Here is a 14,852-nt window from a genome sequence, read left to right as displayed (position 1 = left end):
TTTTGGAGAAGTTTGATTTTTCAATTCAAATTCCTTTAATTGAACTAATAATTGTTGGGATTATTAATTGATTAAATTTTAAGTCTATGCGAATTGTCTTACTTTTTTTAAGTGTTTTTATTCTAGCTTTTTTCCAAAAGGCCGAGCGAGATCCTCGACTGGTTGGAAGGTGGATGATGCTTTTTACCAAAGACTCAAATGGTGAGATTATTAAGGATGAATTTTATGGAAAAAAATATATCGAAACCTATACAAAAGACGGCAAGTACATTCTCGACCCGCAATTTTTGAGGGATGATATGAAAAGTAGTGGTAACAAAGAGCCTTTGGATTATTCTTTAATTCCTACTTTTTCTTGGGGAACCATCAATAATGAAATCTTGATTATCGATACTAGTCAAGGAAGCCAACAAGTTCGCTATGGTTTCTCGGGAGATACGTTGCTTTTGGGCTATTCTAATGGGAATACTCGCTTTTTGCTAAAACGAAAATGAGAAGAAAACCTATTGACAAATTGTATGGATTGCCCCATATCCTTATAGGGATTCTGCTATTAGGAAAGTATTTAGACCTGTTTCCGGTACCAAATTGGCTGCTGGGAGGAGCTTTAATTTTAGGGGCAGTCACTTTTTTCTTGGAGGCGATGAAACAGAGAAAGAAGGAAGTTTAGGCTATTCCGAAAAATTCTTTCGCAGGCATTAGAAGCCACTTCCAAACAGGAATCACTATTATTCCTTCGAGTAAATCTTCTTGGTCCCAGGTAAGCAAAACCCCTTTTGGAGCTTGTGTTTCGGATAATGCAGCCTGCAATCCTTTGATTTCCCGATGGAGATTATCAGTGTTTAGTTCCCAACACACTTGTACCGCACCAATGATTCCTTCGTTCCATTTGACCACAAAATCACACTCCGAATCCTTATTTTGGAAATATTGGATTTCTTTGAAAGATCGTCGGAGATGGAGATAGACATAATTCTCAAGTTTTCTGCCCAAATCCTTGCTGAAGGAAAGTGAATTTGCAGCAGCCAAGGCAGGGTCAACGCAAAATGCTTTTTTTGGATTGGCCAACTGCTTGCGGATCGAAGGGGAATACATTGGTATCAAATCAAACAGGTAACTCTCCTCGAGGTAATCACAATAATCGATTACCGTCCTGACTGACTTTATCTCCAATAGGCTTCCTATTCGGGAATAGCTGAAGGGTTTGACCACATTGGAACATAGAAATACACCCAGTCGTATCAGCGAAGTTTCGTTAGTTATGTTTCGTCGGACAGCCACATCACGCGTAAGTATGTCTCGGAATAGAGTTCTCAAATAGTCTTGATCCTGAATGTGCAGAAACTCTGGAAATCCACCTAAATGGAAATAGCTTTCGAAGCTCTCCTCTCCTGGTGATAAGTTTTTGAAAAGCAAAAACTCATTGTAGCTAAAGGGGAATAATTCCATTTGTTTGTAGCGTCCAGTGAGACGAGTTCCCAGTTCTCGACTCAGCATGCTGGCATTCGAGCCTGTGATGTAGAGCTTTTTACCTTTTTCATGAAGGGATCTGGCAAATATTTCCCAACCTGCCACACTTTGGACTTCATCCAAGAGTATGGAGATTTTGCCCATTTCATCTCTGAGTCGTTCGAGTTTTGGAAAATCAACCGCCTCAAAATCCACTAATCTTGGGTCTTCAAAGTTCAGATAAAGTCCGGGCTCAGTGGAAGGTAGACTTTTGCGGATTAGAATGCTTTTTCCACATCGTCTCACCCCGCTCACAACCAAGATTTGGTTGGTTTGTAAAGGGACGGTCATTTCCCGGGAGATAAGCTGTTTTTGGAGGAAATTTCTGTCTTGTTCCTCAATTATCTGGGTAAGAAGATCTATTTGTATCATTTAAATCCTTGTAAATCAATGCAAATATAAAAGCTTGTATTTGAAATACAAGATATCTTGTGTTTCAAATACAAGCTTTTAACCGATAAATCATTCTAAGTATTTTCGGATATAGGTGTCCAGAAAGTAGGCCAAGTTTGGTAGTCCTTACCACTCAAAAAATGGTAAATAATCGAATATCTTGTAACAGAATAAGGGTAAATTCAGAGAATCTTGTCACAGAATAAGGGTAGATTTCTCCATTTCTTGTAACAGAATAAGGGTAAATAGGTAAGCCCTCCCTTTCTTGACTATTCCAATTCTTTTGAATTTTGTTGGGTTGCCCGATTTTTCAACCCCCTTTTCCTTTTATTTGTATCGGAATTTTTTCCAAACCAGCCTATTGACCTATGAGACAGCTACTCCTCAGACCCGGAGCAGAAGAATTGAATTACGAGATCCGTGGAATTGTAAAAAAAGCCCGCCAAATTGAAGCGCTTGGCTATGCCATGACCTGGGAAAACATCGGTGATCCCATCCAAAAGCATAATCACGTGCCGGATTGGATGAAAGCAATTATCGCCGAACTGCTTAAGGAAGACAAAACGTACGGTTATGCCGATTCCAAAGGAGTTCTGGAGACCCGTAAATTCCTCGCAGATCTTAACAATCAAAAAGGAGGAAGCCAAATCACTGCTGAAGACATTCTTTTTTTCAACGGGCTCGGTGATGCAATTGCGAAGTTGTACCAATTTCTAATTCCAACGGCTCGGATTATCGGCCCTTCGCCCGCCTATTCTACCCACAGTTCAGCGGAAGCTGCACATGCCAATACCGCTCCGATTACTTATAAGCTTGACCCGGACAACCAATGGCTGCCGGATATGGAGGATCTGTTCATGAAGGTGAAGTACAATCCGTCGATCGTCGGTATCCTGATTATCAATCCCGACAATCCCACAGGGATGGTCTATCCCAAGGAGGTTTTGGAAGGTTTCGTGAAGATTGCGGAGGAGTTTAACCTGTTGCTGATTGCTGACGAGATTTACCAAAACATCACCTATAACGGAATTAAAGCTGTGGCTTTGGCGGAAGTGATCGGAGATCGACCTGCAATTTCACTGAAAGGAATTTCAAAAGAATTCCCATGGCCGGGAGCTCGTTGTGGTTGGATGGAGTTTTACAATCGGGACTCTTCGAAAGAATTTGCAAAGCTTTGCCAAACGCTGGAAAATGCGAAAATGATCGAAGTTTGCTCCACTATTTTGCCTCAATTGGCAATCCCGAAAATCATGAGCCATCCTGAATATCATTCGTATCGTGAAAAAGCAAATGCTGAGATAGGCAAACGAAGCGATTGGATGCGAGAGATTTTGGGTGACATTCCTGGAATCAAATTCAATCCAACGCAAGGAGCATTTTACAATACCATTGTTTTTGATGAGAAATTATTGAATCCAAATCAAAGTTTACCCATCGAAGACGAAAAGTTGAAAAGCTTGCTGGATTCTTGGCTTAATGATTCGGAGATGCCTTTGGATAAGCGATTTGTGTATTATTTGTTAGCTTCTGAGCGGATTTGTGTGGTGCCGATTTCTTCATTTTGTTCGGATTTGAGAGGGTTCAGAGTGACACTTCTGGAAGAAAATGAGGAAGTGTTTAAGGATACATTTAGGAGACTTGGGAAGGCGATCGTCCAGTACCTTTCGTCGTAAAATGTAAGTAGTGAAAAGTGAATAATGAGTTTTGAAGGGACCACTTACAACTTACTGCTCACTACTCACAAATGCTCTCTGACCTTCAATTTCGGATCCGGAATCAGTTTTTCTTCTTCAACTACAGCGCCTTTCAAGGTGCTTAAATCCGGTTGACCGGCATTGACCCAAGCGGTATACCAAAAGTCAGCGATCATCTTGATGGAGCGCTTCATCTGCCGCTCAATCTGATGGTCTAAGGCTTGAGCATAGGCTTCTGTGAAATCTCTGGAATAAACCCGGACTGTAAGTCCATTCCGCTCCTCGTAGCTGTATTTCTGATCTTCCGGAAAGTTTTTGGTGAGTTCCCGCTCGATTCGCAATACACTGTCCACTTGACTGTGTGCATTTTCGACTGCATTCCAGAGTGCGAGTTGCGGTTTTTCCACATATTCTGCTTTTCCAACCCAAAGGGAATAGTTTTTTGCCATCAATTCCGGCACCCGACTTTCCCAAAAACCATGAATCCCTTCCTGTCCGGTCAATTGACCGTTATAATTTTTAGTGGTGTGGAGCGGGACATTGAGGTCTCCAATGTAATGTCCCAAGTCCGCTGAAAGTCTCAGGATTGCTTGGGAATTCTTTTGTTCAAAGGCTTTTGTCAGGCTGATCAGCGTGAGATAAGCGGACCAAGGTCCGATGCCGTTGGCCCTAAGAGAGTCCTCAGGAAATTTTTTCAGGGCTTCATGCCAGTATTTCGGTAAAATAAAAAGCGCACTGTCTCCGTAATGATCCAAATCAATGTAATGCTTTTCAGCTTCGCCTTTTACGACATATCGTCTACGGTCAGGATTGACTGCTTTTTCAGTAATAAACTGAATGTGAGGCTTGTAATAACCGATCATTTCGGGTGGGAGCGAGTAAACAGCCTGTTGATTGATCAGCGAATGTGCATAGAACCCCCAGTCCTCAAAACTTGGAAACCAAAAAAGAAAGCTAAAAGCCCACATCATAAAAATCTTCATTTTTGAAAATAGTCAAAAGATTTCTCTTATTCGAAGACAAAAGACCTATATTTACGTCCTGTTTTAGGCTTGGAGCCAAATATGTTATTTTAGAAAAAGATAACGCTAAAAGGAATGTTTCAAATTACTTTGGCAGAATTAATTATTTACAATAACTTTGCACTCCAATTCGGAATAGGGGAACGTAAAGATTTTATTTAAAAACAAGATATGGCAAATCACAAATCAGCTCTTAAAAGAATTCGTGCCAACGAAGCGAAGCGTTTGAGAAACAGATATCAGGCTAAGACCACTAGAACTTTCATCAAAAGATTGAAAGCTGCAACTGATAAAGTAGAAGCTACAGAGCTTTACAAGAAGGTTTCATCTATGTTGGACAAACTGGCAAAGAAGAATGTGATTCACAAAAACAACGCTAGTAACAAGAAATCAAGATTGGCTAAGTTCGTAAGCGCTTTGGCTTAATCTCTTAAAGACTATCCTACCTAAACCCTGTCAAAAGCAGGGTTTTTTTTATGCCTTTTTCTGATTAGTTTTAGTTACACTTTTTGTACAACCTTTTTTAAAGAACTGCTTATGAGTCAGGCTACTTCGATTAAAATATCCGAATTGGCAGAAGAAGACCGTCCTAGGGAAAAGCTATTGCTCAAGGGGAAATCATCGCTTTCAGACGCAGAATTAATCGCAATCCTGATTGGTTCGGGTACTCCTATGATCAGTGCCGTGGATCTTTCCCGAATGATTCTCCGTGAGGTCAGTTATGACCTTGCCTCCTTGGCAAAAATGTCCGTCAAAGACCTCATGAAGTTTAAAGGAATCGGTGAAGCAAAGGCGATTTCCATCGTGGCGGCAATGGAACTTGGGCGAAGACGTAAAGAACAAGAACCCCAGACACGGATTAAAATCACCAGTTCACGGGACATCTACGAGTTGATGAAGCCGGAACTTTACGATGAAATCGTGGAGCACTTTTACCTGATTTTACTGTCGAGATCAAATTATGTGATAAAAAAGCAACTCGTGAGTCAAGGCGGGACATCAGGAACCGTTGTGGATCCTAAAATTGTTTTTAAAATTGCACTTGAGCAGGTCTCTCAGTCCGTTATTTTAGTTCATAATCATCCCAGCGGCAATCTATCTCCTTCCGAACAGGACAAGCGATTGACCGAAAGATTGGTCAAAATTGGGCGAGAATTGGATTTACCTGTATTGGACCATGTAATTTTTGGAGATCGTGGCTATTTTAGCTTCGCCGATGAAGGCATACTCTAAATGAAAAAATCAAATTACATTTTACTCATTGCCGTTGGATTGGTGGTGATCACCGCTGTCGCCTACATGTTTACAGCGGCGGAAAGCCCCGAAGCCTATGTGGAGAAAATCGAAAAAGAGCGGGAGCGGCAGTTTAAGTTTATCCGGTTTAATATCGAATCACCATTGACTGAGGAGCAAAAACGAGGGTTTACCAAGTTGACCTTTTATGACATTAATCCTGCTTACAAAGTCAAAGCCCGTTTATTACCGATCGAAAACAAAAAAGTACGGGAAGTCCCTTTGACAGACGGTTCAAAGCAACGGTATATCGAACATTCCTTTGCCGAATTTGAATTAGGAGGAAGGACAAATAAATTGCTGTTACTCCAGGCGATGGACGAAGCGGACAAGCGGAATTTCTTTTTGGCTTTTGCTGATGCCACGAGTGCGGGAGAAACCTACGGCGGTGGGCGCTACCTGAATGTAAGGCAAGATGGTAAAAACAGTATCACACTGGACTTTAATCTTGCATACAATCCTTATTGCGCCTACAATCCCGACTATGCCTGTCCGATTCCTCCCAAAGAAAATCTTTTGGAGATTGCCTTGGAAGCAGGGGAGAAAAATTACAAAGAATAAGAAAGCCCGAAGCAATTCTTATAAATTTGCCAATCAGTTTTATGAAAGGTGCAAAAGCACCTTTTTTGTTGAAGATCAGGATCAGATTCCTGCAAGAAGAAATTTATGAAAATCTCGATTAATCGCTTAAAAAAATATATTTCTCTAACAGAAAGCCCAGAAGAAATCGCCGTATTGCTTACCCGCTCGGGTTTAGAAGTGGAAGCGGTTGAGGAATTTGTGTCTGTCCGTGGAGGCTTGGAAGGTGTGGTGATCGGGGAGGTTTTGACCTGCGAAAAACACCCGGATGCGGACAAACTCAGCCTTACTACTGTGGATATTGGTACGGGTACCCCTTCTCAGATTGTCTGCGGGGCTCCAAATGTGGCGTCTGGGCAAAAGGTAGTCGTAGCTACTGTAGGAGCAAAACTGTATCCAAGCGAAGGAGAGCCTTTTGAAATCAAAAAGGCTAAAATCCGTGGTCAAGCATCCGAAGGTATGATCTGCGCTGAGGACGAAATCGGTATTGGAACTTCCCATGCCGGCATTATGATTTTGAACACGGATCTACCAAATGGAACCCCGGCTTCCGAGTATTTTGAAGTTTCTCAGGATCATGTTTTGGAGATCGGCTTAACACCAAACCGTGCAGATGCGGCGTCTCATTTAGGAGTTGCCAGAGATTTGAAGGCTTTGCTAGGCCGCTCGGTCTACCTTCCTGAAGAGAATCCTTTGATTTCAGAAATATCCGGGCCGACAGTCACTGTGGAAGTTAAGAGTCCAGTGGATTGCCCACGCTATGCAGGAGTGGTGATGACGGACCTGAAGGTTGGGCCATCGCCTCAATGGCTTCAGAATTTTCTGAGATCCCTTGATTTGGAGCCGATAAATAATGTTGTGGACATCACCAATTTCATTTTGCATGATTTGGGACAGCCGCTCCACGCATTTGATGCGGATAAGATTTCCAGTGGAAAAATCATCGTAGGAAAGCTTCCAAAAGGAACACCTTTTGTCACGTTGGATGGGAAGGAGCGGAAACTCTCGGGGGAAGAGCTGATGATCTGTGATCCTACCGGGGGTATGTGTATTGCGGGAATTTTCGGAGGGAATCATTCTGGAGTTAGTGATCAGACGACATCCATTTTCTTGGAATCCGCCTATTTCTCTCCGGATGTAATCCGTAAGGGCTCGCAGTTTCATGGATTGAAAACGGATGCTTCCTTCCGATTTGAGCGGGGAACGGATCCGAATATGCCGGTTTATGCACTTAAGCGTGCAGTGGCTTTGCTGCAGGAAATTGCCGGAGGCAAAGTTGCTTCTGAAATCATCGATCTTTATCCAGATCCTGTTCAGGATTTTGTGATCGCTGTGAACTACGGCCATATAAATAGACTGATTGGGAAGAGAATCGCTCCTTCCGAAGTGAAGTCCATTTTGGAAAGTCTCGATATCAATGTTGAAAATGAAACCAACGACGGATTCACGGCAATCGTGAAGCCATATCGTGTCGATGTGACCCGAGAAGCTGATATTATAGAGGAAATATTAAGGATTTATGGCTTCCATCAAGTGGAGCTTTCCGAAAACCTCAAAACCGATTATTTGGCGGAACATCCAGTTAAAGATCTGAACAAGCTTCAGTACCGAATGACTGAGATGCTGGCCGGGCAGGGGTATTTTGAAATGATCACCAACAGCCTAACCAAACCGGTTTATGCCGAGAAATCAGGTTTTGTGGATTCGGCCGTAAATGTGGAAATATTCAACAAGCTCAGCGAGGATCTTGGCGTCATGCGTCAGACCCTGCTGTTCAATGGCCTGGAGGTATTGGCACATAATATCAATCGCAGACAGACTGATTTGAAGTGTTTCGAGTTTGGAACGGTCTATCAGAAAATAGCGGAAGGCTACAAAGAAGGAAGAAGGCTGGCAATTTTCCATTCGGGAAACCGTTCTTCTGAAAGTTGGATTGAACCTGAGAAGCCTTTCGGTTTTTCGGACCTCTATGCAACCGTAGAGCGAATTCTTGAGCGACTGAATATCGAGGTGGGACAAGTTTCAATGAATGAGTCAGCACCGTTTAGCTATGGTCTGACTTTGAAATTGGGAGAAAAGGTACTCGGAACAGTGGGCTTGGTCGATGAGAAAATTCTAAAGCTTGCTGAAGTTCGTCAGGACGTTTGGTTTGTTGAACTTGATTGGGATCTATTGACCAAAAAAGCATCAGGTTTGAAGAAATTTCAGGAAATCTCCAAGTTTCCCGAAGTCCGTCGAGATCTTTCTTTGGTCATTGACAAGGCTGTGACATATGATCAGGTGAAATCAGTAGCTGAGAAAGCGGGAGGGAAATTGGTCAGAAAGATCGGAGTTTTTGATGTGTATCAGGGGGATAAAATTGATTCGGGGAAAAAGGCCTATGCTTTGAGTTTCCACCTGCAGGATCAGGAAAATACCCTAACCGATAAGGTAATTGAGAAAACAATGAGTAAATTGATTCAGGCCTTCCAAGAACAGGTGGGAGCAATCATCAGAAGCTAAAAATGATTCACGAGGAACTGCAAAAATTGGAAAAACTGGCCGTACAGGTCAGTAAAAAACTGGAGTCGGTATCTGCTGAAAATGAGCTGTTAAAGGCTCGTTTGTCTCAGTTGGAGCAGGGGATTCAGGAAAAAGAGCAGGAAATCCATCATTTTAAAAATAAGATTAAAATTAGTAACATTGTGGACAACCGACCGGTGAATCCAGAGGATGCCACCGAAATGAGTGACTTAATCAATAATTATATACAAGAAATCGATCATTTGATCACATACCTTTCCGAATGATATGGAGACGCTGGCCATCAGAGTGAAAATCGGAGAAAGGGAATATCCTATGCGTGTAAAGCCTGAAGATGAGGCTAAAATAAGGCATGCCGGGAAGTTGATTAATGAAAAATTGAGGAAATATAAAGCCGAATTTGGTTTGGATGACTTTCAGGATTTGCTTGCCATGGTAGCTTTTGACTGCATGGTAGAGTCTCTCGAAACCAATGAGGTAAATGCTGAAGACAGCGAACATGTTCGTAAAAGTCTTTCCCATATTTCAGCTTTGTTGACAAAGGCTGTTTGATTATTGATATCCACTTGTTTCTGGGATTTTCGGAGCCGGAGAGGTAGTATAACTATATAAATACCTATGGCAGACGTACTATTTATCATCCTCGCAGCCCTGGTAGGGCTTGGTGGGGGTGCCGCATTGGCGGGATTTTTCATTAAAAATAAAAATGCGAAGTTGGAAGAAGAGACCCAAGTCAGGGTCAAGTCCATGCTTCGGGAGGCTGAGCTTACTGCAGAGACGATCAAGAAAGACAGAATACTGGAGGCTAAAGAAAAGTATCTGAAATTGAAGTCGGAGTTTGACGAGGAGATGAATAACAAGAAAAGTATCATCATCACCAACGAAAACAAAGTCAAGCAACTCCAGAGTCAAGTGTCCAAAGAGCAGGAAGCACTGAAAAGAAAAGAAGCCGAACTTGACAGCAAGAAGGAAAATCTGAGTGCCCAACTTCACTCGGTCCAAGTCAAAAAAGAAGAGCTTGACCGAATCACTAATCAGCGGATTGCCGATTTGGAAAAAATCGCCGGGCTGACCCGGGAAGAAGCCAAAGATCAGATCATTACAATGTTGACCGAAGAGGCACAATCCAAGGCATCCTCACAGATCAAAGACATCTTGGATGAGGCGAAATTGACCGCTACCAAACAGGCGAAAAAGATCGTTTTGGATACCATCCAGCGCACGGCGACGGAACATGCAGTGGAAAACTGTGTATCTGTCTTCAACATTGAAAGCGACGATATCAAAGGTAAAATCATCGGTCGGGAAGGAAGAAACATCCGGGCTCTGGAAGCGGCTACCGGTGTGGAAATCGTGGTGGATGATACGCCAGAAGCGATCATTATCTCCGGATTTGATCCGGTAAGAAGAGAGATCGCCAGACTTTCACTTCATAGATTGGTGCAGGATGGAAGAATCCACCCGGCACGAATTGAAGAAGTAGTTGCAAAAACCGAGAAAAATATCGAGGAAGAAATTGTTGAAATCGGTGAGCGTACCTGCATCGATTTGGGAATTCACGGGCTTCATCCCGAATTGATCCGGATGGTGGGACGGATGAGATTTCGATCTTCCTACGGACAGAACCTCCTTCAGCACTCCAGAGAAGTGGCCAAACTGGCCGCTACCATGGCTGCTGAAATGGGTCTCAACGCCAAGCTTGCCAAGCGTGCAGGATTACTTCACGATATCGGAAAAGTCTGGCCGGAAGAACAGGAATTGCCGCACGCCGTACTTGGAATGGAGTTGGCAAAACGCTACAAAGAACATCCCGAAATCTGCAATGCCATCGGTGCTCACCATGATGAGATCGAAATGACCTCTATGATATCCCCGATCGTTCAGGCCTGTGACGCGATATCAGGCTCAAGGCCGGGCGCACGTCGCGAAATCATGGATAGCTACATCAAGCGCCTCAAAGAGCTTGAAGAGCTTGCGCTTGCGTTTGACGGAGTGAACAAATGCTTTGCGATGCAGGCAGGTCGAGAACTTCGTATCCTTGTTGATGCGGACAATGTGGACGATCAAACTGCCGGTAAGCTTTCCTTTGATATTTCTCAAAAAATTGAAAAAGAAATGCAGTATCCTGGTCAAATCAAAGTGACTGTAATCCGTGAAATGAGAGCAGTCAACTACGCGAGATAAGGAACCATTTGCATAGCAAATCCATGGCAATTACCTTTAGGTAATTGCCATTTTTGTTTTCATGATGATTCGAAGTTATTACTTGTTGAAGCGAGCGAGATGGTGGATGGAGCAGGCTCGTTTTTTACTTTTTAAAAGGAAATTAAGTCAAGAAGACCTGACTTATCTGGAGAAGTATTTTTCATTTTTTAATCGATTGAATCCACAGCACAAAAAGGAGTTTTTGGAAAAACTCGAGATGGTCCTTTCTACAAAAAAATTTATACCGCGTGGAGGACTCTTAGAAGTGACAGCGGAAATGGAGCTTTTAATCAGTGCCACGATTGCCATGGTTACTTTTGGCTGGAAGCGACTCCGTTTGGCGCATTTTCATACCATTTTGGTGTATCCCAATGCCTACTACAGCACATCTAACAAAACATATCACCGAGGGGAAGTCAACCCCAAATTCGGACTGATAGTGATCTCTTGGCGTTGTTTTGTGGAAGGACTTTTGGATGAAAATGATGGAGTGAATCTTGGTATTCACGAAATAGCCCATGCGCTCAAACTTGCAAACCAAATTGACACAGATGGAGAAAAGGAATTTGAGCCTCAGGCATGGAAAACCTACAAAACCCTCGTTCCTGAGGAAATAGAGAAGGTGAAATCCGGGGAAAACGCTTTGTTCAGGGAAAATGCCGCGCTCAATGAACACGAGTTTTTTGCTGTGGCACTCGAGAATTTCTTCGAAAGACCCTGGGAGTTTTTCCGTTCTAGGCAGGAGTTGTACCTGGCTCTGGTGCGACTGATGAAATTGGACCCCCGGGTTTGGGCCAAAACTGAAATGAATTAATCCGAACTGAAAAACAAATTATAAACACATGAAATGCCCATGAGAATGGCTTCTCACACAGGGGGATGATTATTTAGGGTATTCCATGTGACAAATAAAAATCAAATTATAAACACATGAAATCGAGCCTGCCTGAGGCAGACAGGCATGACTAAAAAGTCACACACTGGGGTGATTATCGACCATGCGAAGATTCCATGTGACCGCTAAAAAACAATTATAAACACATGAAATTCGAACACTTTGCACTAAATGTCCCAAATGCCCAAGAAATGTCCATTTGGTACGAAGCTCACCTTGGATTGAAAGTGGTGAAAAAGATGACTGAAGCGCCATACATGACTTTTCTCGCAGATGACAGTGGTACGATACTGCTGGAAATCTACAGTAATCCCAAAGGTGAAACACTTGATTTCACCCGCTTTCATCCCTTGGCAGTTCATTTGGCTTTTGTATCAGAGGACCCTGCCAAAGATAAAGCCCGATTGATCAATGCAGGGGCAAGTGAAATGAGCGATGATATTTTGCCAGATAGTTCTCACCTGGTGATGCTCAGAGATCCTTGGGGAATTTGTATTCAGTTTTGCAAAAGATCAATACTCATGTTGAAAGACCATTAATCAAATTTCGGATTTGTGACCATTTTTTCTTTCTTTAAGCGAATATGAATGATGTTCTGGTATCGTTTGACGAGTTGGTTTCAACGCTCAAGCAGATTTTACTGAAGTTTGGTTTTGAGGAAAGCCGTGCGATTCGCTGCGCTACTCTTTTTGCGAAAACTGATCTGGATGGAGTCCGGTCTCACGGGGTCAACCGATTTCCGCTTTTCCTGGAATTTATAGAAAAGGGCTATGTCAAACCATCCCATTCACCAACAATACTGAGTAAAATCGGAATGTTTGAGCGCTGGGATGGTAATTTGGGGCCGGGAAATCTAAATGCACATTTTGCAATGGAGCGGGCTATCAGTCTTTCCAAGGAGTTTGGAATTGGTTGTGTCACCCTTGCCCAGACGAATCACTGGATGCGGGGAGGGAATTTTGGTTGGCAGGCAGTTGATGCCGGCTGCATTGGAATCTGCTTTACCAATACCAAACCCAATATGCCAACTTGGGGTGGAAGTGAGCCCATCCTTGGTAATAATCCGCTTGTAGTAGGGATTCCCAGGAAGGAATCTCCCGTGGTTCTGGATATGGCCATGTCGCAATTTGCGTATGGCCAAATGAGCCTGTTTGCGCAAAGAGGTCAGGAGTTGCCTTATGAGGGAGGTTTTGATCAGCAAGGAAAGCTGACAAAAGACCCAAAAGTGATTTTGGAAAATCACCTTGCCTTGCCCATGGGTCTGTGGAAAGGGGCAGGCCTTTCTTTGATGCTGGATTTGCTGGTGTCTATACTTTCAGGGGGAAACTCCACACATGAGGTTGACCACAATGGTGATGAATATGGTCTTTCTCAGGTTTTTATCTGCTTTGATCCAGTCAAGTTGGACTTGATGGAATGGATGGAGCAAAAGACTGATACCATCCTTGATAATCTTAAAAATTCTGCCGTTTTTGAAGGTGAAGCCGTTCGATTTCCCGGGGAAAAAGTATTGCAAATCCGTTCGAAAAATCTAAAAAGTGGAATTCCTGTCCAAGAATTCACTTGGGAAGAAATCCTTAAACAACTAGAAGTATGAAATTGAGCATGAACCTAGTAATATCACCCAGTGGGATAATTACAATAAATGCGAGATTCCTCCCGATAGCAATCGGGATGGCCTTTAAAAAACAATTATAATCACATGAATATCGGAATCATCGGAACAGGGTCAATCGTAGGCAAACACGCCCAGGCTATTGCCGAAATTGAAGGAGCGGAATTAGTGGCATTGTACAATCCCAATCCCGAAAGTGCTGCAAAAGCAAAAGCTCAATTTGGAATTTCCGTTTTTTCGGATTTGAATGAATTTCTGAGTTTGCCTGAGTTAGCTATTGTCTGCGTTTGTACCCCGAGCGGGATGCATTTGGAGCCGGCATTAGCGGCTGCGAAAGCGGGGAAACATCTTATGATCGAAAAGCCAATTGAAATCAATCTGGATAGAACTGACCAACTGATAGCCTGCTGCGAAGAAAACAGGGTTAAACTCGCTGTGATATTCCAAAACCGATTTACCGAGGATTACCAAAAACTGAAGAAGGCAGTTTCAGATGGTGTTTTTGGTCGACTCCTTATGGGGAATGCTTACGTCAATTGGTTTAGAGATTCTGCTTACTATTCCACCAGCAACTGGAAAGGCACATTGAAGGCGGACGGAGGAGGCGCATTGATTAACCAAGGTATTCATACAATTGATTTGCTTTTGGATCTGATGGGCGAGGTGAAAAGCGTCTTTGGGCAGGTTCAGACGACCTTGTATCCTATCGAAGGGGAGGATTTGGGAGCTGCCATTGTGAATTTCAAAAATGGAGCTTTGGGAAATATTACTTCAGCCACTGCACTTTATCCCGGATATTCGGAGCGGATTGAGATTTTTGGGACGGAAGGAAGTGCAATCCTGGAAGCTGGAAAACTAACGCAATGGAATGTAAAAGGAAGTTTTGAATCTGTAAAACCAACTGAAAATGCCGGTGGATCGGGGGCTTCGGATCCTACGGCGATAGGCCATCAATTGCACTTGGAGCAATGGAGATTATTTATTAATGCTATTAAGGAAAATTTAAATCCAGTCGTAGATGGTAAAACTGCCCGAAAATCAGTTGAGCTGATCCGGGCGATCTATTTTTCATCAAAGGAGGGAAAGCTCATTGAATTCCCTTTTTCTGATAAGACCTAGTGACT

15 protein-coding genes are annotated in these 14,852 nt (G+C 43.0%); 13 read left to right on the top strand and 2 right to left on the bottom strand.

Annotation, left to right across the window (positions count from 1 at the left end; genetic code table 11):
- The first annotated feature begins 86 nt into the window (after nt 1-86).
- Nucleotides 87-494 carry a hypothetical protein gene (locus tag Q8M62_RS02895; RefSeq protein ID WP_304899173.1) on the top strand — a complete coding sequence of 136 codons (408 nt, stop codon included), beginning with the start codon at nt 87-89 and terminating at the stop codon, nt 492-494.
- Nucleotides 495-666: 172 nt separating this feature from the next.
- Here Q8M62_RS02895 and Q8M62_RS02890 read toward each other — a convergent pair whose 3' ends face one another.
- Nucleotides 667-1,881, bottom strand: a complete 1,215-nt coding sequence (locus Q8M62_RS02890) for an ATP-binding protein (protein ID WP_304899172.1) — start codon at nt 1,879-1,881, stop codon at nt 667-669.
- A 389-nt stretch (nt 1,882-2,270) separates the two neighbouring features.
- On the opposite strand from Q8M62_RS02890, the gene Q8M62_RS02885 reads away from it, so the two are divergent.
- Nucleotides 2,271-3,575 carry a pyridoxal phosphate-dependent aminotransferase gene (locus tag Q8M62_RS02885; RefSeq protein WP_304899171.1) on the top strand — a complete coding sequence of 435 codons (1,305 nt, stop codon included), beginning with the start codon at nt 2,271-2,273 and terminating at the stop codon, nt 3,573-3,575.
- Between the two features lie 65 nt (nt 3,576-3,640).
- On the opposite strand, the gene Q8M62_RS02880 is transcribed toward Q8M62_RS02885, so the two are convergent.
- The gene (locus Q8M62_RS02880; RefSeq protein ID WP_304899170.1) at nt 3,641-4,579 is read right to left on the bottom strand and encodes a zinc dependent phospholipase C family protein; all 939 of its coding nucleotides are present in this window, start codon (nt 4,577-4,579) and stop codon (nt 3,641-3,643) included.
- A gap of 210 nt (nt 4,580-4,789) precedes the next feature.
- On the opposite strand from Q8M62_RS02880, the gene rpsT reads away from it, so the two are divergent.
- The 11 genes from rpsT (at nt 4,790) to Q8M62_RS02825 (ending at nt 14,847) form a co-directional block, all read left to right on the top strand.
- Entirely contained in the window at nt 4,790-5,044 is a 255-nt protein-coding gene (gene rpsT, locus Q8M62_RS02875) for a 30S ribosomal protein S20 (RefSeq protein ID WP_092729314.1), read from the top strand.
- A gap of 111 nt (nt 5,045-5,155) precedes the next feature.
- Nucleotides 5,156-5,851 carry a DNA repair protein RadC gene (gene radC, locus Q8M62_RS02870; RefSeq protein ID WP_304899169.1) on the top strand — a complete coding sequence of 232 codons (696 nt, stop codon included), beginning with the start codon at nt 5,156-5,158 and terminating at the stop codon, nt 5,849-5,851.
- Nucleotides 5,852-6,472, top strand: a complete 621-nt coding sequence (locus tag Q8M62_RS02865; RefSeq protein WP_304899168.1) for a DUF1684 domain-containing protein — start codon at nt 5,852-5,854, stop codon at nt 6,470-6,472. It begins immediately after the preceding gene.
- A gap of 105 nt (nt 6,473-6,577) precedes the next feature.
- Nucleotides 6,578-8,992 (top strand): phenylalanine--tRNA ligase subunit beta, encoded by a 2,415-nt coding sequence (gene pheT / locus Q8M62_RS02860; RefSeq protein ID WP_304899167.1) that lies wholly within the window; start codon nt 6,578-6,580, stop codon nt 8,990-8,992.
- 2 nt (nt 8,993-8,994) lie between these two features.
- Nucleotides 8,995-9,279 (top strand): hypothetical protein, encoded by a 285-nt coding sequence (locus tag Q8M62_RS02855; RefSeq protein ID WP_304899166.1) that lies wholly within the window; start codon nt 8,995-8,997, stop codon nt 9,277-9,279.
- 1 nt (nt 9,280) lies between these two features.
- Nucleotides 9,281-9,565: a cell division protein ZapA gene (locus Q8M62_RS02850; RefSeq protein WP_092729309.1), complete on the top strand. Its 285-nt coding sequence runs from the start codon at nt 9,281-9,283 to the stop codon at nt 9,563-9,565.
- A gap of 66 nt (nt 9,566-9,631) precedes the next feature.
- Nucleotides 9,632-11,197, top strand: coding sequence for a ribonuclease Y (gene rny, locus Q8M62_RS02845; RefSeq protein WP_304899165.1), 1,566 nt, complete (start codon nt 9,632-9,634; stop codon nt 11,195-11,197).
- Nucleotides 11,198-11,258: 61 nt separating this feature from the next.
- Complete coding sequence (locus tag Q8M62_RS02840; protein WP_304899164.1) at nt 11,259-12,032, top strand: zinc-dependent peptidase; 774 nt, start codon at nt 11,259-11,261, stop codon at nt 12,030-12,032.
- A 227-nt stretch (nt 12,033-12,259) separates the two neighbouring features.
- Nucleotides 12,260-12,652 (top strand): VOC family protein, encoded by a 393-nt coding sequence (locus tag Q8M62_RS02835; protein WP_304899163.1) that lies wholly within the window; start codon nt 12,260-12,262, stop codon nt 12,650-12,652.
- A gap of 44 nt (nt 12,653-12,696) precedes the next feature.
- Nucleotides 12,697-13,710, top strand: coding sequence for a 3-dehydro-L-gulonate 2-dehydrogenase (yiaK, locus tag Q8M62_RS02830; RefSeq protein ID WP_304899162.1), 1,014 nt, complete (start codon nt 12,697-12,699; stop codon nt 13,708-13,710).
- Between the two features lie 105 nt (nt 13,711-13,815).
- Complete coding sequence (locus Q8M62_RS02825) at nt 13,816-14,847, top strand: Gfo/Idh/MocA family protein (protein WP_304899161.1); 1,032 nt, start codon at nt 13,816-13,818, stop codon at nt 14,845-14,847.
- Nucleotides 14,848-14,852 lie beyond the last annotated feature (5 nt).

It is taken from the genome of Algoriphagus sp. (genome assembly GCF_030694375.1).
Classification (GTDB): Bacteria; Bacteroidota; Bacteroidia; order Cytophagales; family Cyclobacteriaceae; genus Algoriphagus.
The sequence above is the reverse complement of the archived record's forward strand: the minus strand, read 5'-3'. Positions and strand labels throughout refer to the sequence as shown.

Excerpts from the sequence above, each read along its gene's own strand:
- pheT (WP_304899167.1), top strand. The coding sequence starts at position 6,578 with ATGAAAATCTCGATTAATCGCTTAAAAAAATATATTTCTCTAACAGAA.
- Q8M62_RS02890 (WP_304899172.1), bottom strand. The coding sequence starts at position 1,881 with ATGATACAAATAGATCTTCTTACCCAGATAATTGAGGAACAAGACAGA.
- Q8M62_RS02865 (WP_304899168.1), top strand. The coding sequence starts at position 5,852 with ATGAAAAAATCAAATTACATTTTACTCATTGCCGTTGGATTGGTGGTG.
- Q8M62_RS02850 (WP_092729309.1), top strand. The coding sequence starts at position 9,281 with ATGGAGACGCTGGCCATCAGAGTGAAAATCGGAGAAAGGGAATATCCT.
- rpsT (WP_092729314.1), top strand. The coding sequence starts at position 4,790 with ATGGCAAATCACAAATCAGCTCTTAAAAGAATTCGTGCCAACGAAGCG.
- Q8M62_RS02825 (WP_304899161.1), top strand. The coding sequence starts at position 13,816 with ATGAATATCGGAATCATCGGAACAGGGTCAATCGTAGGCAAACACGCC.
- Q8M62_RS02885 (WP_304899171.1), top strand. The coding sequence starts at position 2,271 with ATGAGACAGCTACTCCTCAGACCCGGAGCAGAAGAATTGAATTACGAG.
- yiaK (WP_304899162.1), top strand. The coding sequence starts at position 12,697 with ATGAATGATGTTCTGGTATCGTTTGACGAGTTGGTTTCAACGCTCAAG.
- Q8M62_RS02835 (WP_304899163.1), top strand. The coding sequence starts at position 12,260 with ATGAAATTCGAACACTTTGCACTAAATGTCCCAAATGCCCAAGAAATG.
- Q8M62_RS02855 (WP_304899166.1), top strand. The coding sequence starts at position 8,995 with ATGATTCACGAGGAACTGCAAAAATTGGAAAAACTGGCCGTACAGGTC.
- Q8M62_RS02880 (WP_304899170.1), bottom strand. The coding sequence starts at position 4,579 with ATGAAGATTTTTATGATGTGGGCTTTTAGCTTTCTTTTTTGGTTTCCA.
- radC (WP_304899169.1), top strand. The coding sequence starts at position 5,156 with ATGAGTCAGGCTACTTCGATTAAAATATCCGAATTGGCAGAAGAAGAC.
- Q8M62_RS02840 (WP_304899164.1), top strand. The coding sequence starts at position 11,259 with ATGATGATTCGAAGTTATTACTTGTTGAAGCGAGCGAGATGGTGGATG.
- rny (WP_304899165.1), top strand. The coding sequence starts at position 9,632 with ATGGCAGACGTACTATTTATCATCCTCGCAGCCCTGGTAGGGCTTGGT.
- Q8M62_RS02895 (WP_304899173.1), top strand. The coding sequence starts at position 87 with ATGCGAATTGTCTTACTTTTTTTAAGTGTTTTTATTCTAGCTTTTTTC.